The sequence below is a fragment of the Leptospira adleri genome, from assembly GCF_002811985.1.
Classification (GTDB): Bacteria; Spirochaetota; Leptospiria; order Leptospirales; family Leptospiraceae; genus Leptospira; species Leptospira adleri.
Genome location: NZ_NPDU01000022.1, coordinates 1 through 25,801 on the forward strand (window position 1 = coordinate 1; position 25,801 = coordinate 25,801).

At 44.7% G+C, this 25,801-nt stretch carries 21 protein-coding genes, 2 tRNA genes and 1 pseudogene; 18 read left to right on the forward strand and 6 right to left on the reverse strand.

The features are described from left to right. Positions 1 to 247: 247 nt before the first annotated feature. Positions 248 to 1,153, forward strand: a complete 906-nt coding sequence (locus tag CH376_RS10095; RefSeq protein ID WP_100785190.1) for a DMT family transporter — start codon at positions 248 to 250, stop codon at positions 1,151 to 1,153. A 479-nt stretch (positions 1,154 to 1,632) separates the two neighbouring features. Here the strand turns inward: CH376_RS10095 and CH376_RS10105 are convergent, their stop codons facing one another. Then, positions 1,633 to 1,854 (reverse strand): hypothetical protein, encoded by a 222-nt coding sequence (locus CH376_RS10105; protein WP_100785192.1) that lies wholly within the window; start codon positions 1,852 to 1,854, stop codon positions 1,633 to 1,635. Between the two features lie 54 nt (positions 1,855 to 1,908). After that, positions 1,909 to 2,280, reverse strand: a pseudogene (locus CH376_RS24840) (tetratricopeptide repeat protein); the annotation flags it as partial. A gap of 472 nt (positions 2,281 to 2,752) precedes the next feature. On the opposite strand from CH376_RS24840, the gene CH376_RS10115 reads away from it, so the two are divergent. The 3 genes from CH376_RS10115 (at position 2,753) to CH376_RS10125 (ending at position 4,941) form a co-directional block, all read left to right on the forward strand. Further along, positions 2,753 to 3,361 carry a hypothetical protein gene (locus CH376_RS10115; RefSeq protein ID WP_100785194.1) on the forward strand — a complete coding sequence of 203 codons (609 nt, stop codon included), beginning with the start codon at positions 2,753 to 2,755 and terminating at the stop codon, positions 3,359 to 3,361. A gap of 177 nt (positions 3,362 to 3,538) precedes the next feature. Next, the gene (locus CH376_RS10120) at positions 3,539 to 4,159 is read left to right on the forward strand and encodes a hypothetical protein (protein ID WP_100785195.1); all 621 of its coding nucleotides are present in this window, start codon (positions 3,539 to 3,541) and stop codon (positions 4,157 to 4,159) included. Between the two features lie 134 nt (positions 4,160 to 4,293). Continuing rightward, positions 4,294 to 4,941: a hypothetical protein gene (locus tag CH376_RS10125; RefSeq protein WP_100785196.1), complete on the forward strand. Its 648-nt coding sequence runs from the start codon at positions 4,294 to 4,296 to the stop codon at positions 4,939 to 4,941. On the opposite strand, the gene CH376_RS10130 is transcribed toward CH376_RS10125, so the two are convergent. Then, positions 4,909 to 5,811 (reverse strand): LysR family transcriptional regulator, encoded by a 903-nt coding sequence (locus CH376_RS10130; protein ID WP_125231923.1) that lies wholly within the window; start codon positions 5,809 to 5,811, stop codon positions 4,909 to 4,911. The two genes, CH376_RS10125 and CH376_RS10130, sit on opposite strands and share 33 nt — an antisense overlap. 89 nt (positions 5,812 to 5,900) lie before the next feature. Between CH376_RS10130 and CH376_RS10135 the strand changes: the two genes are divergently transcribed. The 5 genes from CH376_RS10135 to CH376_RS10155 all read left to right on the forward strand — a co-directional run bounded on the left by CH376_RS10135 (position 5,901) and on the right by CH376_RS10155 (position 12,848). Continuing rightward, on the forward strand, positions 5,901 to 6,890 hold the full coding sequence (locus tag CH376_RS10135) for a zinc-binding dehydrogenase (protein ID WP_100785198.1): 990 nt from the start codon (positions 5,901 to 5,903) through the stop codon (positions 6,888 to 6,890). A 108-nt stretch (positions 6,891 to 6,998) separates the two neighbouring features. Next, positions 6,999 to 7,547 (forward strand): glutathione peroxidase, encoded by a 549-nt coding sequence (locus CH376_RS10140; protein ID WP_100785199.1) that lies wholly within the window; start codon positions 6,999 to 7,001, stop codon positions 7,545 to 7,547. 63 nt (positions 7,548 to 7,610) lie between these two features. Further along, the gene (locus CH376_RS10145) at positions 7,611 to 8,468 is read left to right on the forward strand and encodes a ChaN family lipoprotein (RefSeq protein ID WP_243394707.1); all 858 of its coding nucleotides are present in this window, start codon (positions 7,611 to 7,613) and stop codon (positions 8,466 to 8,468) included. A gap of 44 nt (positions 8,469 to 8,512) precedes the next feature. Next, complete coding sequence (locus CH376_RS10150; protein WP_100785257.1) at positions 8,513 to 11,290, forward strand: transglycosylase domain-containing protein; 2,778 nt, start codon at positions 8,513 to 8,515, stop codon at positions 11,288 to 11,290. After that, the gene (locus CH376_RS10155) at positions 11,280 to 12,848 is read left to right on the forward strand and encodes a hypothetical protein (protein ID WP_100785200.1); all 1,569 of its coding nucleotides are present in this window, start codon (positions 11,280 to 11,282) and stop codon (positions 12,846 to 12,848) included. Before CH376_RS10150 ends, CH376_RS10155 begins: the two co-directional genes overlap by 11 nt. Before the next feature lie 722 nt (positions 12,849 to 13,570). Here CH376_RS10155 and CH376_RS10170 read toward each other — a convergent pair. Together CH376_RS10170 and CH376_RS10175 are read right to left on the reverse strand one after the other, a co-directional pair. Then, positions 13,571 to 13,652, reverse strand: a tRNA-Tyr gene (locus tag CH376_RS10170). Between the two features lie 11 nt (positions 13,653 to 13,663). After that, positions 13,664 to 13,736: transfer RNA gene (locus CH376_RS10175), tRNA-Thr, on the reverse strand. Positions 13,737 to 13,928: 192 nt separating this feature from the next. Here CH376_RS10175 and CH376_RS10180 point away from each other — a divergent pair. The 5 genes from CH376_RS10180 to CH376_RS10200 all read left to right on the forward strand — a co-directional run bounded on the left by CH376_RS10180 (position 13,929) and on the right by CH376_RS10200 (position 18,572). After that, entirely contained in the window at positions 13,929 to 14,315 is a 387-nt protein-coding gene (locus CH376_RS10180) for a hypothetical protein (protein WP_100785258.1), read from the forward strand. A gap of 60 nt (positions 14,316 to 14,375) precedes the next feature. Continuing rightward, a complete protein-coding gene (locus CH376_RS10185; RefSeq protein ID WP_100785202.1) occupies positions 14,376 to 15,200 on the forward strand; it encodes a transketolase in 825 nt (274 codons plus the stop codon). Between the two features lie 192 nt (positions 15,201 to 15,392). Then, entirely contained in the window at positions 15,393 to 16,292 is a 900-nt protein-coding gene (locus tag CH376_RS10190; protein ID WP_100785203.1) for a transglutaminase-like domain-containing protein, read from the forward strand. 68 nt (positions 16,293 to 16,360) lie between these two features. Continuing rightward, positions 16,361 to 17,320, forward strand: coding sequence for a polyprenyl synthetase family protein (locus CH376_RS10195; protein WP_100785204.1), 960 nt, complete (start codon positions 16,361 to 16,363; stop codon positions 17,318 to 17,320). A 748-nt stretch (positions 17,321 to 18,068) separates the two neighbouring features. After that, entirely contained in the window at positions 18,069 to 18,572 is a 504-nt protein-coding gene (locus tag CH376_RS10200; protein WP_100785206.1) for an SRPBCC family protein, read from the forward strand. Positions 18,573 to 18,630: 58 nt separating this feature from the next. Here the strand turns inward: CH376_RS10200 and CH376_RS10205 are convergent, their stop codons facing one another. Beyond that, positions 18,631 to 19,380 (reverse strand): LIC10920 family plasminogen-binding lipoprotein, encoded by a 750-nt coding sequence (locus CH376_RS10205; protein ID WP_100785207.1) that lies wholly within the window; start codon positions 19,378 to 19,380, stop codon positions 18,631 to 18,633. A 160-nt stretch (positions 19,381 to 19,540) separates the two neighbouring features. On the opposite strand from CH376_RS10205, the gene CH376_RS10210 reads away from it, so the two are divergent. The 4 genes from CH376_RS10210 to CH376_RS10225 all read left to right on the forward strand — a co-directional run bounded on the left by CH376_RS10210 (position 19,541) and on the right by CH376_RS10225 (position 25,771). Beyond that, complete coding sequence (locus CH376_RS10210; protein ID WP_207767170.1) at positions 19,541 to 20,704, forward strand: LBF_2804 family protein; 1,164 nt, start codon at positions 19,541 to 19,543, stop codon at positions 20,702 to 20,704. Between the two features lie 9 nt (positions 20,705 to 20,713). Next, positions 20,714 to 24,214, forward strand: a complete 3,501-nt coding sequence (locus CH376_RS10215; RefSeq protein WP_100785209.1) for a PAS domain-containing protein — start codon at positions 20,714 to 20,716, stop codon at positions 24,212 to 24,214. A gap of 24 nt (positions 24,215 to 24,238) precedes the next feature. After that, entirely contained in the window at positions 24,239 to 24,634 is a 396-nt protein-coding gene (locus CH376_RS10220; RefSeq protein ID WP_100785210.1) for a response regulator, read from the forward strand. A 114-nt stretch (positions 24,635 to 24,748) separates the two neighbouring features. Then, positions 24,749 to 25,771 carry an MBL fold metallo-hydrolase gene (locus tag CH376_RS10225; RefSeq protein WP_100785211.1) on the forward strand — a complete coding sequence of 341 codons (1,023 nt, stop codon included), beginning with the start codon at positions 24,749 to 24,751 and terminating at the stop codon, positions 25,769 to 25,771. Positions 25,772 to 25,801: the final 30 nt, after the last annotated feature.

A 25,801-nucleotide genomic window follows, 5' to 3' on the forward strand; every position in this document is an offset into this window, starting at 1 on the left:
CCCCATGAGATCATCGAGATCACCAATAGAAAATAGAATTTTGTGCCAGTCGTGGATTGCATGAAGGAGTTGCCCCTTTTACCAATCTCAGAAATTGAAAATCAGATACAATCCTTACTTCTCAATCTTTCGATTTAACTGAAAACGATGCCTCCGATCAGAACAAAAGCCGTTCCCTTCCGCATAAAAGACAAATCAACCTTTGGTTCGATTTCTGTGTTCTTTGACGAGTTCGGGCAACTCCTTCATGCAATCCACGACTGGCACAAAATTCTATTTTCTATTGGTGATCTCGATGATCTCATGGGGCTTTGCTTGGCCTTCCGCCAAATTGATCGTCGGCGATCAACACCCGAATGTGATTATTTTTTGGAGATTCTTAGCCACCGCCGTCTCCTTGTTTCCAGTCGTGCTTTGGAGAAAGGAATCCTTTCGTTTGCCTAATTATAAAACTTTTTTTCAAGTCGGAATCGGCGGTATTCTTTATACGATCTATAACCAATTTTTCTTTTTGGGTTTGAACAACGGATTGGCCGGAGCGGGAGGAGTTCTCGTCACTACTATGAATCCGATTTTTACATATATTCTCGTTCATTCGTTTCAAAAAAAGTTACCGACCGGAAGAGAGGCGATCGGTCTGATTCTCGGTTTGGTGGGAGGTTGTATCCTTCTTCAGATTTGGAACTTAAACTGGGACTCTCTGTTTCAATCGGGAAATATTTTCTTTCTTCTTTGTGCGTTCAGCTGGGCTTTTTTGAGTATGAACAGTCACAGCACAGGACAAAACATTTCTCCTCTTGTTTATAGCTTCTACGTGTTTTCGATCGGAACCTTTCTCGATTTTTTTCTCGCGCTTCCATACGGAGTGACCAAAGCTCTTTCCGCGGGTTTCGGTTTTTGGATTCAAGTTCTTTATCTCGCGGTGATTTCCACCACGTTCGGAACCACCGTTTATTTTTTCGCTTCCACCAAATTGGGTTCCAGGGTTGCGAGTTCATTTATCTTTCTCGTTCCAGTCACGGCGCTTTTGGGAAGCTGGATCTTCTTGGGTGAAATTCCGAGTTATACCACGACGATCGGAGGATTTTTCGCGGTACTCGCCGTTTTTCTTTTGAATCGTGGTAAACCGGAAGAGAAAAAAGCCGAGGCTTGAAACGCCTCCCCTCACCAGAGGCATTACAAAAAGAGCAAGAGTGAAAATCGAAAAGATAGATTTCTTCCACCTTCGAGCAAGGTTTTTGCCGAAAGGTGGATCGATTTCCGTTTCGAAAGAACTCGATTCTTAAAAATTCGAGTTTCTAAATTTCGCGGCGCTGAAAGTTTTCAGGTTGGATCGGCCTCAGACGCGCGTTTGTTTCGATCTTTTTTTTGGGGAGAATCGTCCGATATCGAAGCAGCCGAAATCTTTCGAGTCAAAGAACATGTTTCAAAACCTAAGAATGTGGAACTCATACGTTCTTGGAACGATCGGGAATGACCCAAAAATCGAACGAGTCGTCCTTTGCAGAAACGTAAACAAAGAATTCGAATTTTGTCGGGAGGCTTTTTTGTCCTCCCGGTTTCGGGGCGGAAAGAATAAATACATTAAAAAAAAAGAATATATGAAAAATACGAAATTCTAAAGTTCTCGTGTTAGCCCCAGCGGCTTTGGTAGTAATGATTTCCGGATGGGGCGATTTCAAAACCCTCCGGATGTTCCACGACGAGGCTTGATTCTTTTAGATCCTCCAGATGAGGTCTTAACTGATGGGCGGATTTTGCGGTCTTGATCTCCAAATCTCCCATCGTGATGATTTTTCCGGCTTGCGACGCGTGATATATATCTTGGAAGATTTGTGTGGAAAGAGGATTCATAAAGAAGAAGATTCCATATTTTTCGAGAGTCGTTCGTTTTGTGTCAAAGAGTTTTTAGTTCTTCGGGCAGAAACTCGAATACTTTTTAAAAGAATCCTCCGCTTGAATCGCAGAATCCACATCTCCCAAGAAATGATAGATTTCGATGACGGATTGAATGCTGACTACGGCCCGGCATGTTTGTCCGATTCTAAATTCCGCAATGGATTTTAGATACAATGTAAGAGCGTATTCCCTGCTTTTATTTTCTCCCAGTCGGTCTTGGATCGCCAGAGATTGTTCGTAGAAAAGGATTGCGGTTTTGTAATCGCGAAACTTCTGTTTGATCGCGCCTAACGTGCTTAGTTTGGCCGCAAGTTTTTTCGGATCCTCCGGAGAATATCGATTCCATTCTTCCTCGATTTTGAGGATCTCTTGTTTTGCGAAATTTTCGTCCGAAGGAAATGCCTTTTCATCCTTTTGTTCGGCGGAAAGCGGAACCCTCGAAGGGATTTTCGTTTCTTTGCCGGTGGAATTCTCGGTTTTTTGAGTTTTGGTTTCTTCCGAGGATTCTTCAAAATATACGACTCGGTTTTCAACCTCTTCGGGGTAAATAGGTTCTTCCGAAAATGCGAGCAGAAGAATCGTAAAAGAAATTCTTTTTGTGTTCTGTTTCATCCTACTGATTAGGATGCAGGATCGGAGAAGAATTGCAAGGGAACTGTTTCATTTCCGCGTTAGCGATTGCAAAGGGATGTTAAGAATGTATTAGAATTCGGATTCTTCTTCGAGATTCGATTTGATTCTTTTGGAACGGAATTCTTCCTTCGTTTCCGTTTTAGTTTTTTTATATAATCCGTCTATTTTAAGAAGAAAAAGAATGGAAAAGGAAACTTCTCTAGCGGATAATCGGGAGCCTATGCGCAAAAAAAACCACATGCCTGAAACAAGAAATCCGACCGAGTTGGAGGAATTTCTTTCCAAAGAAATGGAGAACCCCGCGTTCGACGAATGGCTTACCGAACTCGCCGATAAGGCGATCGAAAACGATAAGTTCGTCTGGAGTTTTTTATATCAGGTGATGAGGGACGCGGATTCCGGAAGACTTTCCTGGGGTTATCACAAAAGACTCCTTTCGGGCGTCGTTCAGATTCTTTCCAGAGTCGGAGACAGCCGCGCATATCGAGCCATCATCAATTACGTTAAATCGTTGGATCGTCAGATTCCGATCGGCGCCTTGGAGTTGATCACAGACTTGCTTCCTTCTTTCAGCGAAGTGGATGCGGATGAAATTCTAAAAATTGCCGCAACACCGGATCCCCTCAAATCCGCATTCGGAGTTCTTGCGCTCTTTCAATTGATCGTTCAGGACAAAATTCCTGCGGACCGAGTCGAGGAAGCGAAGACCTTTCTCAAAAGTTACAAGAACTACGCTTATTATCTCGAGTCGGTCGTCGAACAATCCTTAGATCATCTGGAAAAAGACGATTCCAACATTCTTACCTTTTTTGAAGGAATCGCCGTTTAGTCCGTTTTTCTTTCAAAAATTTCCAATACTCTTGTTGATAGAAAGAATCGGGTCTTTTGTAAGACTCGATTCTTTTTTGTTTTTAAGGAATCGTTTCTTTCCTTTAAAAAGAATTCGACCGTAATCTTAGATTTGATCATTCTTTGCAGAATCAATAAAGAATATTAGGAGAATAGAATGAATCTTGTATTCAAAGGAATTCAATTTTTACACCGATTTTCGGTCTTGTACAGAATCGGCGGAGTCGGTTTGAGCGCCTTCGTCATCTTCGGAATCGCGGTTCCGGATATGAAGTTCCATTCCGCAAAAAACAATAAGACCGAATTTACGTTCGTCGAATTCGTTTCAACCCCGGCGGATCAAATTCCGAGATACATCAAAATCAAAGACGGAGTCGTTCCTGCGAACAATTACGTAATCTCCACAAAAAAAGATCGACTTCAACACATCACTTATCCCGTCACAACTCTCGACAAGACCGGAACGAAACACGTTAAAGTGATCGTGAAAGACAGTTCCGTAACCCAAGAAGAGTTGGACGATGGAACGTATTTTTCTTCTCCCTCGTTTTCCATCGAAGGAAGATTTAACGATACTTCTTTAGATAGCGAATCGGAAAAAATTTACAGGGACATGGGTTACGTTTTGGACAGCCCGATTTTTTTGATCGAAAGAGGGAGCGAGCCGCTCGGTTTTTTTCCCGCTCTGGGTCTTGCGATCGCCGCGTTGATCTTCGGGATTTTTGTCGCGGCCTCTTTGCTGCCGGAATCGATTTTAGGAAAAATTCTTCCGCAGTGACTCTCGGAGTCTGTTCTTCGGAAGATTCAAGGAAAACAATAAGAACCTGTCCACTAGGACAGAACCTTGCAGCTTGATCTTTCCGAAAAATAAAATAAGGTTTTGGGACGCGCTGTAAGAACTCGGTAAAATCAATGATTAAGAAGTGGGTCGATGTCTTTCAAATAATTCCGATCTTTTATCGAATCCTCAGTTTGGGATATGGGGTTTATCTTATCTTCGGAGTTGCGATTCCGGATTTAAAATATAATTACGAAAAGAAAAATCGGAAGGAATTTACGTTCGAAGAATTCGTTTCCACTCCGGCGGATCAAATTCCCAGATATGTCAAGATCAAAGATGTAGTTCCCGCATACGATTATGTGGAATTCTCAAAACACGATCGACTGGAATCCATTGCTTTTATGGTCACGTCTCTTGAAAAAGCCGGATCAAAAAACGTAAAGGTGATCGTTAAGGACAGCGACGTTACTCAAGAAGAGTTTGATAACAGTACGTATTTTTCTTCCCTCTCGTTTTCGATCGAAGGCAGATTTAGCGACGATGCGTTATTCGGAGATCGAGCGGTGAGTTTTTATAAGAGTAAAGGTTACGTTTTGGACCGTCCGGTTTATTTGATCGAAAGAGGAGACGAGCCGCTCGGATTGATTCCCGCTCTGGGTTTGATGATCGCGGTGTTGATCTTCGAAATTTTCATCGTTGTCTCTTTGTTCCCGGACAACGTTTTAGAAAAAATTTTTCGCAGCCAGTCAGAGTCTCCCCGAGAAAATTCGGGACTCTAAAAACTCGGCAAAACGAAGAACCCGTTTCGGCGCTTTTTCTCCGGAAGGAAATAAAAGACAAACTGAAGTTTCCGCTTTCCAATGAAGGTTAGGGAAGATTCTTTTTATGTTCCCCGACTCGATTTGCTCTTCCACGTCCCAATAAGATCGAAAGAGAATTCCGGATCCTCCGTTTGCGACGTATTCAGCAAGAAAGGATCCGTTGTTGGATCTCATTCCTCTGTCTCCCGATAATTCGGAGATTGTTTTTTTTAATTCGGGAATTCTTACGTTGGCCTGCTCGTCCACAAAGAAAATTGAATGTTTTTGCAGATCGGAAAGACGGGAAGGAGTTCCTACTTTTTCCAGATAGCTCGGTGCGGCTACGGCTATGATCCGGTTGGGCAAAAGAGCCTTACAACGTTCTCCTCGAATCGGTTTCATAATTCGAATTCCTAAATCGAAACGGTCTTCGATCAGATTGAACTTTTCGTTTCCAAAGACGACTTCCAATTGAATCTCCGGATTTTGATTTCGAAACTCCGCGAAAATGCCCGGTAAAATCCGAGTCGCAAACGGAGAGGGAGCGGTGATTCTGATTTTTCCTTTGAGTTCTTTTTCAACGGTCGCTTCCTTTTCGGCGGTTCGGAGTTCCGTCAGAATTCTTTCCGCACGAAGTCGAAATCGATCTCCGGCTTCCGTGAGTCGAATCGTTCTTGTGGTCCTTTCGAAAAGCGTCACTTTGAGCGCCCTTTCCAGTCTCGATATTCTTTTGCTGATCGTCGGAAGGGAGGTCCCGGTCTTTCTCGCGGCCTTCGCAAAATTTCCTTCCGAACAAACCGCTTCGAACAATTCCAGATCCAAAATGCTGTCGATATTCATTCTTTCCATTTTAGAAAGAATCTCTTTCAAATTCAAGACATTGTGGAAATAATGGGACTAGGTTAGAATCTTCTCAAAGGATATAGGAGATTGTTTTTATGAAAACGATGGTCATTCGTAGTTTCGGCGGTCCGGAAGTTTTTGAGGAAGGAGAAATCGCTACACCGAAAACGGTTCCAGGTCACGTTTTGATCCGGGTCAAAGCAACGAGCGTAAATCCGGTGGATTATAAGATTCGTAAGTTCGGTCCGGCGATCGCGCCGGCCTTTCCAGCGGTTCTTCACGGAGACGTCGCAGGAATTATAGAAGATGTTGCGGATAACATTTCTCGGTGGAAAAAAGGGGACGAAGTTTTCGGTTGTGTGGGCGGCGTCGCTGGAACCGGGGGAGCTTTGGCGGAATTTATTCTTGCGGACGAGCGATTGATCGCTTCGAAACCGAAAAATCTGAGTTTTGTCGAATCGGCGGTTCTTCCTTTGGTATCGATCACAGCCTGGGAAGGTCTTTTTGAAAAAGGGAATCTTCAGGCAGGAAATAAAATTTTGATTACGGGAGGAGCGGGCGGGGTCGGGCATATCGCGGTACAACTCGCTCGTTGGGCGGGTGCGAGAGTTATAGCCACTGCGACGGATCCGGTAAAAAAGGAACTCGTCTTAAAACTCGGCGCCGAAGCCGTGAGCGGAAGAGCGGAATCTGAGATTCAAAAAACGGCGCTAGAACATTTCGGTTCTTCCGAGTTCGATCTCGCGTTAGACACCGGGGGAGGAAGCGGCTTTGAAACGGCGATCGCCGCGGTAAAAAGAAAAGGAAAGGCGATTACGATCAACGCGTCCGGAACGTTCGATCTCGGGAAAGCGCATTCTAAAAGTTTGGATCTCGCCGTGGTCTTTATGCTGATTCCTCTTTTGCACAACGAAGGAAGAGAGAAGCACGGTTTTATACTGAAAGAAATTGCAAGACTTGCGGAAGCGGGAATTCTGAAACCCGTAGTGGATCCGGAAATTTTCTCTTGGAAAAAGATCGGAGAGGCTCATAAGAAATTGGAGGAAGGAAGAGGTTTCGGAAAGATCGCGGTCGTTGTCGATTGAGTTTGCTCGCGTTATCACGATAAGCGAAGAATGAAATCGGAAGGATTGAAAAACGATTGAATCGAAACCGCATTCGGTTTTAAACTCTTCAGAAAGAAGGTATTATAAATGCAGACGAAACTTTTCATTCTATTTTTTATTCTTGGAATTCTTTTCCCGATCGCGGGAACTTTCGCCAAAGGAAGTTTTTACGACTTTAAAGTGAAGGACATCAAAGGAAACGAAGTCCCGCTTTCTAAATATAAGGGAAAAGTGGTGATGGTCGTGAACGTAGCTTCGAAGTGCGGATATACGTATCAATACGACAATCTCGAAAAGGTCTATAAAAAATACAAGGATCAAGGGTTCGTAGTCGTAGGTTTTCCCGCGAATAACTTCGGAAGTCAAGAGCCGGGATCGGATAAGGAAATCGAAACTTTTTGCAGAATCCAAAAGGGCGCCAGTTTCGATATGATGTCTAAGATTTCGGTCAAGGGAAAGGATCAGCATCCGCTCTATCAGTATCTCACTCAAAATTCTCCGAACCCCGGGGAAGTGCAGTGGAATTTCGAAAAGATTCTCATTTCCAAGGATGGAAAGATCGAAGCACGTTATCTTTCGGCGGTAGAGCCGGACGGCGCCGACGTTTCTCAAAAAATCGAATCTCTTCTGAAGTAAAAGGTTTTCTTGAAAACGAAATTGTCCTTTCGGCGTGTTGTTTTCGGTTCGATTCTTCTTGTTTTGAGTTTTGTCTCCCTTCGTTCGGAAGACATTCTTCAAATGAAGGAAATTTCTCGTCCCTATTCGATTCAGAAAGGATCGACGGCAACGGGCGTCGACGCCGAGGCGATTTTTAATTCATTCAGAAATTATGATATTCTTATATTTGGAGAGGAACACGACGACGTAGCCGGTCACAAAATCAGGCTGGATTGGTTTAAAAAAATTTCCGCTTCGAACGAAGTGATTCTTTCTCTGGAGATGTTGGAGAGGGATCAGCAGAAAACCTTGGACGAATACCTGAGCGGACAAATCGGAGAAAAGACGTTTTTCAATTCTCTGAAACTCTGGCCCAATCATCTCAGGGATTATCATCCATTCTTACAATACGCAAAGGAACATGGAATTCCGGTGATCGCTTCGAACGTTCCTAAAAAATACGCAAATCTGGTTTCTTCTTCCGGACTCGAAACTCTCTTTTCGATTCGTTCCGTCTTTTTACCGCCGAAATATCTGATCCGAAAATTCTCCCAAGAAGGATACGAGACAAAGATTAAGAATGCGCTTCAGTCGCATCCGGGCGCGAGTTCGGATGAAACGACGCTCCGAAGATTTATCGACGCGCAATCTCTTTGGGACGCCGGGATGACGGACTCGATCGCGAATGCGTTTTTGACCCGAGGCAAAAAGATAGTTCATATCAACGGAAGATTTCACAGCGACGAAGGTTTCGGAGTCACTCATCGTCTTCGAGAGCTCGGGTTCAAGGTTCTTACCGTTTCTATGTTTCCGCTCGGACCCGAGGAATCGATTCCAAGGGGAACGATCGACGGGAACGATTTCACGGTTGTTACGGAAAGGAAAGAAAAAGAGAATTAAGTGCTTGTCTGGATCCGGAAGATCCTCCGACAATTAAGAGGATGATGGAGACAGGGATTCAAACTCTAAGAAGTCCTCGATTTCTTTGTCCTGAGTGCGGAACTGCGTCCCGATTGCCGGAAGGAGTTCCTACGGGTTCGGTCTTCCGACTGACTTGTTATCAGTGCGGCCATAAGGCTTTGGTAAGAATGGAACCTTCGCCTCCGGCGTTGCCTCCCCGAGAACCGCTCGTTTCCACTCCCAAAGCCGATCCTCCGAGATCGACTGAACTTACCCGAAGAGAGGAATCTTTTCGAAATGCGGGAACTCCGCCGATTTCGGCTCCACCAAAAGATCCCGAACCTACGGGTCCGGGATTGTTGGAAAGAATTTCGAGTTCCCTTTCGCAGATTCAAGTTTTTCTGAACGAGAAAGTGCGGGAACTCCCGCAAAAAATCCGGGAATTACGGAAGACTCCGACTCCCGATCCGCTCTTCGGAGAAGAACGTCCGCTTTTGCGCCGGGAAAAAATCTCATTCGAAGAAAAACCCTTCTTCGTCGTTCGTCGGGAAATCGAGGACACGGATCAACCTCGGATCAAAACCTTGGCCGAAAGGCTTCGAGGTCGGATGTCTTCTCATCGAATTCGACTCCCAAATTTTGTTCTACTTTCCGCCGGCGCCGTAATTTCCCTTCTTCTTGTAGGAATGATCGTTTTTTGGGTCGGGGTCATTTCCCGAGAGTCGGAACTCCAACAAATGATTTCCCTTTTTTACAATCACCAACCTTCGGTGATCTACGATCGGGATGGAAAAAAAGTTTCCGAAATCTTCGCGAAAAAGACGAGCAACTTGGAATGGGACGCGTATCCGGAGAATCTAAAGAAGATCGTACTTCTCGTGGAAGACAGAAGATTTTTTTCGCATAGCGGAATCAATTATCTTTCGATCGCGAGAGCGATTCTCGTGAACATCACGAGTTTTCGTTTTAAACAGGGCGCCTCGACGATCACACAACAGCTCGCGAGAATTCTTTTGGACGATCGCGAAAAAAGTCTGATACGGAAAATCAAAGAAGCGCAACTCGCTTTTGCTTTGGAATATACGTATGAGAAAAAGCAAATATTCTTATATTATCTTAACAACGTCTATTTGGGTCACGGCGCCTTCGGTTTCGCAAGCGCCGCGGAATTTTATTTCAAGAAGAATCCGAACGAACTCACGACGGAAGAGATGATCGTCCTTGCGTCGTTGGCGTCCGCTCCGAATCGGTTTTCACCTTTGAAAAATCCCGATCTTTCCAGACAAAGAGTCAATGCGATCATTCATTCTTTTCGGGAGGACGAAATTCTCAAAGAGAATCCGAAAACGAAGTTGGACGAACTCTATCTTTCCTTTCACATGCGTTCTCCAGGCGAGACGGTCTTCGGGAATCGAAGGGACCACTCTCCGTACGTTACGGAACACGTCCGTAAATTTTTGAACTCGCTTTATCCCGATTCCAATATCTATGAGACCGGCGGATTTTCGATCCATACTACGATCGCCGAACCGGTTCAAGCGGAACTTCAGAAAATCGTAAAGTTGTATGTGGACAACGTCCAGAAAAACGGCTTGGTCCGAAAAACGAAACTTACGGATAATAAGAATTCCAGCGAGACCGCGGTTTTTCGAAAATATGTACAGGATCTTTCACCGGCGCTCGAACTTTTTATGGATACGGATTCTTTTTCGGGGGCGAACGAGTCCGGGCTTCAAGTCGCGTTAGTCGCCGTTGATCCTTCCACGGGAGAAATTCTTTTGATGCACGGAGGTTCCGAGTTCAAGGCGGACAACCAACTGGACCGAACGACCGGAATGAAACGTCAGACGGGATCTTCGATCAAACCGATTCTCTATTCGGCCGCGATTGAAAACGGAATCGTCAACGCTTCTTCTCGAATCCTAGACGCGCCTTTGATTTACCGGAATCAAACCGGAAATTGGATGCCCGAAAATATCGGAAATCAATACGACGGAGATATCAGCGTTAGACAAGCCTTGGCAAAGTCCAAAAATACGGCTGCGGTTCAGATTGCCGAAAAACTCGGGATTTCAAAAATCCAAGAATTCTTCCAAAAGTTTTTCTTCCCAGATTCCAAGGTGCTTCAATCCAGATTCAGAGGAGATCTTTCCTTGGCGCTCGGGTCGTTGGAAATTTCTCCTCTTGAAATGGCTTCGGCTTATTCTGCGTTTGCAAACGACGGCTCCATCAAACGTCCTTATCTGATTCAAAAGATTACGGATCGTTCCGGGAAGATCATCTTTGAAAGAAAGGCGACGGACGAGTTCGGTTTAAAAGTTCCGGAAGAAAGGAAGGTCTTATCCTCCCAAGTCGCGGAGATTATGATCGATCTTCTTCACGGAAGCGCGAATTCCGCGGGAGTAAGAAACAACGGATACAAAGGAGAAGTCGCTGGAAAAACCGGGACTACGAACGACAACCGAGACAACTGGTTCGTCGGAGTTAAACCCGGACTTTCCATGGCGATCTGGCTCGGATACGACGACCCGAGTTACGGACTCGGTTCTTCCGCGTTAGGCGGAACAGTCGCGGCTCCGCTTTGGGGCGCGGTCGCAAAAGTGTTCGAATCGGCCGAAGGCGCAGAAGAATTAAAACGAAGATATCCCGTAACCGAACACGCGATCACCGCCACCGTCTGCGAAGAGTCCGGAAAATTACCCGGACCTTCCTGCAAACATTCCAAAAAAGAACTATTCAAGAATGGAACCGTGCCTTCCGAAGTCTGCCCACTCAATCACGGAAGCGATGCAAAACGGGAAGTCCTTAGAAATGTATTTTAAACGTTTCTCTTATATTCTAGTTTTCTTAAGTTTTGTTTTGAGCTTGGAATCCGTTTCCTACGAGGACGCTTACGCGATGGAAAAGGAAGATCCTCTTTTTTCAATTCCCTTATACGAAGAATTGCTTCGGACTTCTCAAAAGTCGGACATCCGTAAAACCGCTTCCTCTAGACTTTTTTTTCTATATGAGAAATATCGCAAATACATTCCGGCGATCCTGATCATGAGCCGTTCCGGAAAGATTACGGATAAAAAGGGAAAGTATCCTTCGATCGTAACCGAACTCGCCGGCGGTTTGAACGTAAATCCCTCTGCCTTGGTTTCGGTGATCTCGGGCTGTAGTCGGCCGATTCCCGATCCCGATCCTTTTTTTCAGGAACAAACTTCGAAAGAAAATTCCACCGATCTCGTTGCGGAGGAATCGGTGGAAACAAACGTTGTTTCTCCTCCCGCAGAACTTCCGTATTTGTTTAAAATTCTTTCCAAAAAGGAAAATGCTCCTCTCTATAAGGCGTGTTATGCGGTAAAAATCAAATCGGGAGATTACGACGGCTGGGAAAAAATTCACGCGTTCGGAGAGATGAGAAACATATTGAGTCCGGAAACGTCGCTCGCTCTTAGGATTAGTTATACTCTGCATTCAGATCGAGGAAGCGCCTATAAAAGAATCTATTCCGGAGGCAGATTAAAATCGTTAAGCGAAGAAGGAAAATCCGATCTTTTGTATCTCTACGGAAAGTTCCTGAGAAATCTGGGGAAGTTCGATTCTTCCGCACGTTATTTTTGGATGAGCGCTTCTTACGGGAGTAAGGAACGGGGAAGGATAGAAACTGCAAAAACTCTGCTCGCTTCCGGAAGGAAGCAAGAGGCATGCGCGCAGATTGCGAAAGGATTTTCTCCCGGAGACGAATCGGAAGAACTTTTGAATCGGATCTGTTTTAAGAACTTTGAAGACGGTCATCCAGGCCAGGAACTTTTGAAAGCGATTCGGATCTTAAACTCGGATGCGTCCGATCCGGTTTACGAATATCTTCTAGGAAGAGGGCCTTCGCAAAAGACTGAAGATTCGGAGCCGGAAGAAACTTCCGAAAACTCTTCACGTTATGCAAAACTTCTCGACGATAAACTTTTCGGAGGAGAAAAAAATCAGACTCCGTTCTGGGACTATAGAAAAGTAGAGACGGCGTTTTTTTTGCCCGCAAAGCCCGCTTTTCTATGCAAACAAGGACGTTCTTCATTATTTAAGAAAAATCTAATACAGCCGCAGAACTGCGTTCCTTTTCAGGAACTTTCTCCAGAGGCAATTTTGGGGAGCGCTCTTTTTGTTTCTGATCAAGAGGAATGGAGCCTCTTGTTTGCGAACGCGGCTTATAACACCGTTCCGGGTCGAATCGTGTTTAGCGGAGAAACTTCCGAAGAATCGTTGCAAATTTCGTCTATCGTCTATCGTAAGTCTCTGAATCGATTCTTCGCGGAAGGATTTTTGAACGACGGAAAGTATCGTTTTTATTCTATCGATTGGAAGAATCTCAAGATGGAATTTTCGGAAGGAAATTAAGAAGCGAGATTCCGTCAAAGCATTCCCGTCGTCGATTGAGAAGTTGCTATCACGAAGTAAATTAAAAAGAGGGTAAAAGGAAGTAACAAACGTTAGTCTCCGATTGAATCTTTATCTAAGAAGAAGACGGAGAGGAAAAATGTCTAAGACAGCTTAGTGTTTGATTTAAGCTGCGTTTTGAAGATCAAGATGTTTTTATTTTCAAAGCTCGCGAAAGCAAACTCAGCGGATTCTTCCCTTACTGGAATACTGGAAAGGATCCATCTTCCGGATTCGCTTTCATTGATTCAATTTTTGTAAAATAGAGGAGAGAGATTTGTGGGCAGGGAAGGATTCGCCTCCCCTGCGCTCGGCAATCCTGCCTCGCTTGCGTAGGCTCGTCCCGATGCTTGTTCGACATCCTGTCTCACATCGCTCCCTATGGGTCGCGACCGCATTCGGTCTATTCGAATCCTTCCGGATTCGCTTTCATTGATTCAATTTTTGTAAAATAGAGGAGAGAGATTTGTGGGCAGGGAAGGATTCGCTTCTACGCAATCTCGCATCCTTGCTCGATTTTGCTCCGAGGCGTCTTTCTCGTGCCTCGTCCATCCATGGACTCGGTTCACGTTTCTTTCGCTCTCTATGGATCGCTCAAAAACGCTTTCACTCGAAAGCTTCGAATCCTACCGGACTCGTTTTGTTGTTTAGGATTTTATTAAAAGGAATGAAGGACAAATTTGTGGGCAGGGAAGGATTCGAACCTTCGAAGACATAGTCAGCAGATTTACAGTCTGCCCTCGTTGGCCACTTGAGTACCTACCCGAAGAGAAATTAGCTGCCTATAGGAATCGAACCCACAACCGTCTGATTACAAATCAGATGCTCTACCAATTGAGCTAAGGCAGCAATTTTACTATGAAAACCAGTATTTCGGGTTCTTTTCCTTGGTCAAATAAAAAAACCAAGACCGGTCTTCTCTCTTAATTTGATTTTTTTGAGTAAAGGCGCGGCGCTTGGCTCGGATTATTTCCCTCTTTCTTAGGCGGAAGATTGGAAAAAGAGTTTCGAAAGTCTGAATTCTTCCGAAAATGGAATGAGATGATTTTAACCCTGATCAATGTCGGAATGGCGTTTTCGCTCCTTAGTTTTTACGCAGGTTATTATTTTCGTTTCAGAAAGAATCTTCTCCATCGTATTTTTAATTTGCTCGGTACTTCTCTGAATCTTCTCACCGCCGTTGGTCTTCTCTATGTAAAGTATCTAGGGGGAGGCCTGGAGAATGCGGGAATCATTCCGACCGTCGATCGTTGGATCATTGATACTCATCGAGCGTTCGCAGCCTTGACCTTGGTTTTGATGCTTCTTATGGCCTGGTCGGGTATTATGCGAAAAAAAGAATTTCACAGAAAACTGCACTATATTTTCCTTCCTCTATACACCGTGATTTTCCTTTCCGGCCTGGTTCTGTTTCGTTCTACGAACTGACCTCCTTTCGGCACCTCTCTAAGAGGTTGGAAATCTTTATCGCAATCACATAGGAAGAATATGAACGAAATCAACGAACTCAAGAATTTCGCAAACGAGCTCAGAAAGAGCGTGATCCGTATGGTGACCGCCGCCAATTCCGGTCACCCGGGCGGACCTTTGGGTCTTGCCGATATCTATGCGGTTCTATATAAGAAAATTCTAAATCACAAACCTTCCAATCCGGAATGGGAAGAACGAGACAGATTGATTCTTTCCAACGGTCACGTCTGCGCGATTCGTTACGCGGCGATGGCGCATTCCGGTTATTTCCCGGTGGAAGAACTTCTTACTTTCCGCAAGTTGAACAGCAAATTGCAAGGTCATCCTTCCACACGTTATATGAAAGGGATCGAAAGTTCTTCCGGTTCTCTCGGACAAGGTCTTTCCGTTTCGATCGGCCTGGCGCTTGCGGCAAGATTGAAAAAACAAAATCATAAGATCTACACTTGTATATCCGACGGAGAATGCGGAGAAGGAATGACTTGGGAAGCGGCCCAATCCGGTGCGCACTATAAGTTGGATAACCTGATCGCATTTATGGATAAGAATGGAATTCAGATCGACGGATTTACAAAAGACGTAATGAATCTCGAACCTCTCAGCGAGAAATTTCTTGCCTTCGGTTGGAACGTTTTGGAAGCGGACGGACACAATATCCAGCAAATCATAGAAGCTTTTGAAAAAGCAAAACTTCACAAAGGTTCTCCTACGATCATTTTGTTCAATACGGTGCTCGGAAAGGGAGTTTCATTTATGGAAAACAATCCCGGTTGGCACGGAACTCCTCCGAAACCGGAAGAAGAAAAAAAAGCTCTCGAAGAATTATCAGCGCTTTCCGTTTGAAGTGGATCGCTCTCCGAATTGTAGGGGAGCATTTCCTTTTTTTTATTTCTTTCCGAATCCTCTTTTCAATTTTTAAGCTCTTCCAACGATCGACCGTAAGACATAGTAATTTATCATTCGCATTTCATTTTTTCCGCAAAGAAATTTCATTCTGAATTGACTCATTTCGTTTTTTGGAAAATGATCTAGTTTATGCCTTCATCCGATTCTTACTTTGGTTCTCTTTCCTTTCCTCCCGAGAAGTTGGAAGAAAAATTCTATCAGTTGGAATTTGCGGGTGTGGAAGATAAGATTCAAGTAATGCGAGAGATCGCGGAAATGGTTCCTTGGCAATTCAGAATCAGCGACTTCGTCGACGAGTTCAAAGATCCTACGTTGCGAGTTTATGCCCGTTCTATTTCTTCCATCGTTCATCTCGAACGCATCAATTCACGTTATATGCTTCTCGCAGGAAAGGGTCACATCAACGACTATTCGGATTTGGAGGAAGCGGTCTTTCTTCTTTCGAGTGTCGGCGATCCGGACGCTTCTTATCACGAATTTAAAATCTATCTCGATCAGTTGGCCCTCAGGGTGGAAGAACTTTGCGACCTCAATCCGGAATACGTTTCGGAAGAACTCAAGGTTCATTTTTTAACAAGGGTTCTTTCCTCGGAGGAAAACTTTCAAGGGAACAACGATCAGTACGACGACCCGAATAATTCTTTCGTAACCAGAATCGTGCGTACTCGTAAGGGGATTCCGATCTCTTTGTCGGCGATCTATCTCCTCGTAGGTCAGAGGTTGTCTCTTCCGCTTTACGGCGTGAATATGCCGCTTCATTTTCTTCTTCATTTCGATTCTCCCGATTACGAAACGTTTATCGATCCGTTTCACGGAGGAGTTCTTCTGGATAAATCGACCTGTATTCGATTTTTGGAAGCGAACAGTTTTACTCCGAGCGAAAGATACTTCACCCGCGCGAGCACGCTTTCCATCATCAAAAGAATGTATCGGAATCTAATTCATATCTACCGTAAGGAACAGTATCGGGATATGGAAGATATTCTCGCTCGTCAGCTTTTGATTCTCGAAAACAAACTGAAAGCCTGAATTCCCGCGAAAGAGTTCTGCTTGAGCCTGTACGGATATTTTGAATACTGTCCCCACGGGAAGAGGTAGTGAAAGTATCTGTACTGAAAGATTCTTTAGTTCGTAAGTTTGATAAAAAACTGGAAGCGATCATCCGCGAGGATCTCAAAATTCTTGCCGAAATCAAAACCTATACGATCCGATCCGGCGGAAAACGGATTCGTCCGATCCTGCACTATTGTCTTTGTCAACTCCTCGGATATTCCGGAAAATACTGGCTCGACGTCGGCGCCATTGCCGAGTTGATTCACGCGGCGAGTCTGCTCCACGACGACGTCGTTGACGAGGCAGAGACCAGACGCGGTCTTCAAAGCGTGGGTTCCAAATTCGGGAATAAAACCGCGATTCTTGCGGGAGATTATCTCCTGGCCTGCGGAATCGATCACCTGAACGGATTGGGTTATCCTGAACTCATGGATATCTTTACCCAAGTGATCAAAGATCTTTCGGTTTCCGAACTCATTCAGATGGAATGGGAAAAAAATCCGAAAATCACATTAGATATTTATAATAGAGTTGTGTATGGAAAAACCGCATCTCTTTTCGGAGCGGTTACTTTGTCGGCCGGCGTACTTTCCGAAAAACAGGAAAAGGAAAAGAAGAAACTCAGACAATTCGGAATCGATCTCGGTTCTTTTTTTCAAAAGAAGGACGACGCGATCGATTATTTTAGTCCGGCGAGCAAGAGCGGTAAGGTTCCGCTCAAAGATTTTTACAACGGTCTTTATACGTATCCGATTCTTCTGCTTCTGGAAAAAGCCGATAAGAACGATAAAAAGCTGATTCATTCTTTGTTTGCAAAATCGGAACGTTCTCAAGGAGACGGAGTTGTGATCTTGAGTTTGCTTTCCCGCTATAAAATTCGGGAACAGATGGACGCCGAGTTTCAAAGTATTGCGGATAACTTGATGAAATTCTTAAATAGCTTCTCCGAGTCCGGAATCCGCAACCTATTAAAAGACCAAATTCTAAAACTTTTAGAAGAATAAATTTGCATTTTCCCGCAAAGGAATTTTTACTTTCTATCGATGCGGTAAAACGTTTTCCGATGATTCGATTTTACTTTTCAAAGTTCAATTCGAATCCGGCGGGAAAAATGAATTTCCCGGGATCAAAAGAAAGAAGAGGAGAATCCTGGAACTGTTTGTATGAAATTTGATCCCAATTCTTGTAGTCTCGATTCGAATCATAAGGTTGCGGAGAAAAGAATCGGAAATCGCAGGATTCTGAAACGGATATTTCGGTAAGAGTTCCTACTCAAGAAGAATTTTGGGCTTAGAAAATTATAATTTTATGATAGAGTAAACTCCCCGATTTTGACGTTCGCTTACGTTCGGCATCGTAAGATCGGAAAAACTAGATAGAATCAATGTGTTGTTATGAGAATTTTTGTGGGAGTTCCTACACTCGGGACTTTTTACTTGCAAAAAGTAGAATTTTCCGATAGAGAAAAATCTCCCGGAGCCTTCCTCCACCCAAAACTCAGCGCGGCACTCTCTACGGATCGCCTCGCAGGGCGGGGGTGCTCGATTTTTACGGAAGGTTGTCGTTGTTACGACGGTTTGTCCTTAGATTCAGGTGATTGCGGGTAAGGCTTCGTCTCGAAGGAGATCTTAGGCCTAAGATGAAAAAACTCTCGATCCTGGATGCGCGACGCGACTTTTTTGCGACGAGCGCCTTCTGTAGATGTTTTATATTATAAAAAATAAATATACTTTGAATCACAGAGGAAGTAATATGGCGCCTAAAATTTATCCTCAGATCGATTCCGATCTGGATTTGGTTTTCGAAAGAATCGTGGACGTTCCTCGCGAACTTGTCTGGGCCGCTTGGACAAAGCCGGAACATATCGTAAAATGGTTCACTCCTTCGCCTTGGAAGACGATCGATTGCGAAATCGATCTCCGTCCGGGAGGAATTTTTCGTACGACAATGCAATCTCCGGAAGGAGAGAATTTTCCGAATAACGGCTGTTATCTGGAAGTGATTCCGAATGAAAAACTTTCTTGGACCGACGCTCTTCAGCCGGGATTTCGTCCTTCTCCGGATCCGACTCATCCTTTCGGATTTTTCACCGCAATTCTGACTCTGGAAACCCACGGGAAGGGAACAAAATACGTGGCTACTGCCATTCATGGAAACGTAGTCAATCGTAAGAAACACGAAGAAATGGGTTTTCACGAAGGCTGGGGTAAGGCCCTCGATCAGCTCGTAGAACTTGCAAAAACAATAAAACTCTAATATAATAAAATTCCGATGTAAATTAGATCGGAATTTTCGTTTTGTTTTGGGGAGATTCTTATTGAGTTGTCGCGCTTCCGCTTGGGATCACGTTCGGCGCGTTACAAGAGATATGTCCGGTGATGGTGACAGCCGTCCCCGCAGAGGAAGCAGTCGAAACGCAGGTCTGATTGTCCTGAGTAAAACACTGCTGCGTGGTGGTAATCGAGGTGCAATTTACGTTATCCGAAGTATAACATTGGTTGAGAATTCCTGTGGTCGTAGAACTAGCCAGTAATTTTCCGGTGAGCGAAAGATCGATATCCATGTATTGAAGCGTCTGCTGTTGAGCGCCGCCGCTTGTGCTCGGATAAACCGGAATTCCGGAAGCTCCCCATTCTACCTTACCTACGTTACCAGTGACCGTTCTTGCGAAAGCGCCGCCCGAATAACTGAATCCTTGTTGCGGATCCACGGAACCTTGATATTGGGAGGAATCGAATTGAAACCGAAGAACCAAAGATTCTCCCGTAGTTTTCATAATCAATTGGCTCGTAATCGTATAACGCGTGCTTGTCGATCCGGAAGTCGTAGTAGTGGTCGTTCCCGAAGTGGTCCCCGTCGTTCCACTGGAAGCAGTTCCCGGGACTGCGACTCCGCAAGAAGAAATCTTATCGGAATCGACCTCTCCGTTGATAAAGATGATATCTCCGCTTCCTACGGCTAAAACCTTCAGGTCCACATTGTTCTGATCCTTATGTTCACAATCGAGAAAGAACAGCGCCGAACTGAGAATGGAAATGATAAGAATGGTATAAGAACGTTTCATGGAATGCCTTTAATTCATGCTGATTGAAAAGCGAAAGAAGGTCAAGAATGAAATTGAACTTCGCTTTCAGGTTTCGACCCTGTATTTAGAAGATCGTTCCGCAGAGCCCCGATTCTGAAATAAAAATTGAAAGAATGGTTTGACAGACTCGGAAAACGGTATGAACTCCCGGCGCATGGAAAACAGCCCTCGAGCCGCAGAATACAAACCTGGAATCTTGGAGCTATGGGGAATCCGCGTTTTACAGGATCTCGCGCAAAGAGACAAAAGATCTCCGGGAAATTGGACTCGTCAGGAATTTGGAAGCGCTTCCAGAAAAATCATAGGCTGGACGGTTTTCTGGTCCTTACAAACCGGCTTTTGGACTACCTTCTTCATCATCGTCGTCGAAAAGATTTTTCCGGACGCCCCGGAACTCTGGTCCTCCGTATTTTTGGAAAAATGGTTTTGGACTGGACTCGCTCTTTTGTTTGGAACTCTTCTCGAATTTTATCTTCTTTATAGAATCGGACTTTCTTCCGTCTACAAGATGACTCGGCTCGCGGGATTGGATTTGGAGGAAGACCCGGATCTTATCACGGGCGTCAGCAATCTTCTTTCCAGGTTGGCCCTGGAAATTCCGGATCCGGATCTTAGACTTTTAGGAATCGATCCGTATCGTCTCACTAATAAACAGAGTCTTTTTATCACGACGATTCTCTACAAAGCCAAAGTTTTTCTTTCGAACCTGGTCGCAAAGATCGTCATCCGGAAAATTCTCGCGAGAAATTCATTTCGAGTCTACGCCGATTTTGTCGCCGCGCCTATCACCGCAATTTGGGACGCAATCGTACTTTATATTATTCTTAAGGAGTTGAGGACGAGGCTTCTGACAAGGATTTTATCCAAGGAACTTGTCGAAGACATTCTCTCCAGAAAAAATTCTCTGAGCCGCGAGGCGAAGATCGCTTGTATGACCGCGATCGGAAATTCGGTCGTTTTTACGCAGAGATTTCATCCGAACTTAGAATACATTCTTATCAAACTTCACAAGGCGTTTCAGATAGAAAATTACCACTTTCGTTTGGATGAATGGGAATCTCTCGAAAAACTATTGAAGGATTTAAACGAAGAAGAAAAAGAACTCTGCCTAAAAATATTGAGCATAACTTGCTGTTTCGATGGTAAAATTTCCTCCTTTGAAAGGAAACATCTTCCGCTTGTTTTCGGGGAAAAATCGGAAGAACGATTGGTATGGGTGGAATCGCTTGCGAAGTCGATCGGTCGCGGAGATCTGGAAGACGCAAGGGAATTATCCAAATTGGGTTTTTCGGTTTCCCGATAGGTTCTTAAAATGCAAGTCGTAGTCCAGTGGTTTGAATCTATTTTTCAATCGATTCCGCTTCCTCTGTTGGAAGTCTGGGGAAACTTCGGATATTTCTTCGGCTTAATTCTTATGGTTTCCGCCTTCGGAGGTTTTACGTTTCGGCCCGGCGGTAAATTCGGATTCGGAAGGGAACGTCAGTCTTGGGATACACAGGCTTTCCTGAGTATTCCTCTCACGTTCGTTCTCATTTTTATCACAGGTTATCTAGGTTCTTTTATCGTCTTGGTTCCCGGAGCTCAAACGTTCGAATCACTCAAAGATCTTTCTGTTTTTCTTTGTATCGTTCTTTTTGGATATCCGGCGCTCATCGCCGTTCCTTTCGCATACGGTCTTTCCGATCTGATCGAAGGAGTTCCCCCCGATTTTTTAATCGACTGGCTGCTCGGATACTTTATAAATCCTGCATGTTTTTGGGTCGCTTATCAATTGATCGGAAGGGATCCCGATTTCGGAAAAATCAAAACATGGTTTTATTATCTTCTTTTTGTTTTTATTTTTATGGCCGTTGAACCGCAGCTCTGGGGTTATATCTGCGCGAATCAATTCACTCCGGGAATTTCCTACAGAAACATCACTCCCGCTTTGTTTTTTACGACTTCGATCACTTGGGTCCTCGCTCCGTTGGCGATGTTCTTGGCGCTTCCGCTCGCAAAAAAATACGGAATGTTCTGGATTCAAATTCCCTGCCACGTAAGAGAATTCGTCTTTAATAGAAAAGAATGGGTTTGGAAGGAGATCAAGAATCCGGACGAAGAGGAAAACCCGATTCTGGGTTTACCGATCCGGATGTTTATGGTGACCCCTTTTATTTTTCTCGTGATGGTGATGGTCGGAATGACCGCGTATCTCAATCTTAAAAGTTCCGAGAACGCCGCGGACAAACTCGCCGGAAGATTGCATCAGGAAATTTCTGAAAACATAAATCTTCAATTGGATCGTTATCTCGAAAATTCCAAAAAACAAGAAGAATCGATTCGCTTAAAAGGGATTCTTCCTCTTTTAAAATCGATGAGCGTCGCCGAACACGGACGCGCGATCATCATAGATCGTTCCGGAACTCTGATCGGTTCATCCAGATACGAGAACGCGGGCGATTGGAAACAAGGAGTGGAGGGAGATCCGGTTTTTGTGAACGCGATTCGGACTTTGCGAAAGAATATCGGCGATCTCAACGTGTTGAAGTCGCCGGTGCAATTCAGCTTTGACGTGATCACCGCAAAGCCGTTGTCTTTGGAAACTTGGCTCACACAAGCGACTCCGTACGAAGACAATCAAAAGGATAAGAATTGGATCGTGATCACTGCGATTCCGGCCGCGTATTATCAGGAAGGAGTTCGAATCGGGAGCAGTCAATCCGCAATGGTCTTTGCGCTTGCTCTTACTCTTTCACTTCTCATCGGCGCCTTTCTTGCGGGGATAGTTACCGCTCCGATTCAGAAAATTCTGAACGCGAGCCGCGCGATGGCGCAAGGGGATTTTAATCAGCGAGTTCCGAAAAGTCGTTTGGAAGAATTGGGAACCCTTTCCCATTCTTTCAATCACATGGCGGAACAACTCCAGGAATCTTTTCGAAGAACAAAGTCGAGCGAGGAAAGATTCCGAGATCTCGTGGACACGACGCCCGGGATCGTATGGGAGGCGGATGCGACTAACTTCGATTTTACGTTCGTGAGTCAACAGGTCGTGAGTATGCTGGGATACTCCGTGGATGAATGGAAAGAGCCGGGTTTTTGGGCGAATCATCTTCATCCGGACGATCGAAGCTGGGCCGTCGATTTCTGCATAGCATGTACGGGAAGAATGGAGGCGCACGACTTCGAATATCGTTTTCTGAGAAAGGACGGAACCGTGGTCTGGCTTCGCGATCTCGTAAAAGTGATCGTAGTCGATAATCGGCCCCGCTGGCTGAGGGGCGTGATGGTGGACGTAACCGAACGCAAACAAATCGAGGAAAATCTCAGGGAAAGAAATCAATTCATAGAATCCATCCTGGATATCACTCCCGATATATTATACATCTATGATATAGAAGAAAAGGTGAATATATACAGCAACAACGGAATCGAAATCGTCCTTGGATATACGGTGGAACAACTTCAATCCATGGGCGATCAATTGGTCCGAAGTCTGATGCATCCGGACGATTACAAGATCTATCTCGCCGAGGTGGTTCCGCGTTATGCGACGGCGAGCGACAAGGATCTGATCGAACATCAATATCGGATGAAACACGAAAACGGAAGTTGGAGATGGCTGATTTCAAGGGAATTGATCTACAAACGAAATACCAACGGTTCCCCGAAACAGATTTTCGGAATCATCTACGATATCACAAAAAACAAAGAGGCGGAAGAGACGATCCTGGATCTAAACGCAAATTTGGAAAAAAAGATCGACGTCCGCACGGAAGAACTTCGCAAATCGAATTCCGACTTGGTCGAAGCCGTTCGAAATCTGGAAAAGATCATGAAGGAACTTCACGGCGCTCAGGATCAATTGTTGCTTTCGGAAAAGTTAGCCGCCATCGGACAACTTGCGGCTGGGATGACTCACGAACTCAACACGCCTCTGGGGGCCATCGTATCTTCAAATCGGGCCATCTTGGAAATTCTTCAAAACGAAATCAGGGAGATTCCCGATTTGATTTTTCGTTTTAACGAAGAGGAAATCCGGGACTTTAGAATTCTATTGACCGAAAGTCTGCAGGAAGCCTCACAATCCGAAATCATTCCGAACCGAAGTTTGAAAAAGGAACTCGTTCAATTGTTTCAAAACTCGGGGATTCCCGATCACGATAACGTGGCTAACGCGGTTTTGGATTCCGGAGTTTATCGGTTGAGAGAAAAACTTCCGGAACTTCTCAAGACCGATAGAAGAATGGAGATCTTGACCGCGGTCTCTTCCTTTTCCACGATCGTTAGGTTGAGCAACGTGATTTCGATCGCGAGCGGAAAGGCTTCCCACGTGGTCGAGGCGCTGAAGAATTATTTGAATCCAGGAGTCAACGACGAAGAGGGGGAAATCGTTCCCGTGGATATAAAATCGGAAATCGAAACCATTCTTACTTTATATCATACAAAGATAAAGTACGGAGTCGAAGTCGTTACCGATTTTCTGACCGACGAACGTTGTCTCGGAGACGGAAATAAACTCAATCAAGTTTGGATCAATCTTTTGAATAATGGTTTGCAGGCTATGAATTATCAGGGGAAGATTGAAATCCGTATTGAAAAACAAGATTCTTGGATTATAACTTCCTTTGTCGATTCCGGGAGCGGGATTCCGGATTCGGTGAAGGACAAGATCTTCGAACCCTTCTTCACCACAAAAAAACAAGGAGAAGGAATCGGACTCGGACTGGATATTTGTAAAAAGATCGTAGAGAAGATGGGCGGAAAGATAGAGTTTGAAAGCGTTCCCGGAAGAACAAAGTTCAGCGTGTGGTTGAAGTCCGCAGGCTCGGTATAACGGAGATACCTTTAATAAGATACTATGAATAACAATGCCATCCTTTGCGTGGACGACGAACCGATCATCCTGATCGCGTTAAAACAAGAGTTAAAAAAGCAGTTCGGAAACGAGTTTCAATATGAAACCGCGATCAACGCGAAAGAAGCTCTCGAGGTTGTGGATGAGTTGGTTGCGAACGGAGTCAACGTGATTCTTATTCTTTCCGATTGGAGAATGCCCGGAATTAAGGGAGACGAATTTTTAATTTTAGTCCATCAAAAATATCCTAATATCCGTTCCATCTTGATCACGGGTCACGTCGACGAAGCGGCAGTGGAAAGAGTGATGAGGGAAGCCGGAACTTATGCGGTTCTTCCAAAGCCGTGGGATCGGAAACAATTGTTGGACGCGGTCAAAGTTTGTTGCGGTAAGAATTAAGATCCTTATCGAAATTCTACCGCGGAAGAAGGCGCTCGAAATTTCAATTGCCCGTCCGCGCGCATCCAAAGACCGTGTAATCAAAAAGGGTCCGTTCCTTTTTGGGAGATTTTAATGAAAATTCACCGATATGATTCTATACCGGACGTCAAGGAAATCGGCGACGGAATTTTCAAAACCGAAATCCCGCAACCGTTCTATTCGCCTAACAATATTTATATCCTTCCGGACGGAGAACCCACGATCATCGATTCGGGTTATATCGAGAACCTCGGACTTTTGCAAAGGGCTCTCAAAAAGATCGGACTTTCTCTGAGCAAAATAAAACATATCATCTATACTCACAATCATTTGGATCACATGAGCGCGGCTTTGACGATTCGTTATTACACGGACGCTAAGTTATACGCGATGGCGGGTATGGCGGCCGGTATCGACAACTACGTTGAATTCGTTCAGGTATTCCAAAGGGCGATGAGAAGATTGGTGTATAAGGGACATCACGATAATACGGTTCGAGCTCAGGAACTCAAAAGGGTCGACACTGGAATTTTCGAATTTCAAGATGCGCTTAACAATTCTGAAAGAGTCGATCCGTATTTAAACTTCGACGTAGAGCTCGTGGAAGGAGACGTGATCGTCGCCGGCGGAAGGGAGATCGGAATTCTTTATACGCCCGGACACAATCGTTGGCACCTCACTCCTTATATCCTCGGTGAAAAAATTTATTTCACGGGGGATCTGGTTTTACAGAATATCTCCTCGATCTACGCGGAGATCGACGGCAATCTCTACGACTATCACCAATCCTTGGACCGGCTTTCCAAACTGCCGATACGAAGAATTCTTCCGGCTCACGGACCGGAACCGGAAGATCCGCAGAGGGCGATCAAACTTCTTTCTAAAACTCTCAACCTTTTGGAAAGAGGGGTGGTTCGGCGATTGAAGGAGAACGATCAAGATCTTTCCACTTTGGTTTTGGAAGCGATGGGAGAAAAGGTTGCGAATAGCGGATACTATAACACCGCTTTGGCGATTATGCATTCTCTGATTCGAAAGCTGATCGATCAAGGTCAGGTGCGGATTATGGAAATCGATCCTCCTTACGAAAAATATCATTGGATCGGCGGAGAATAGGATTCTTTGATTCTTCTAAAAATAAAATAA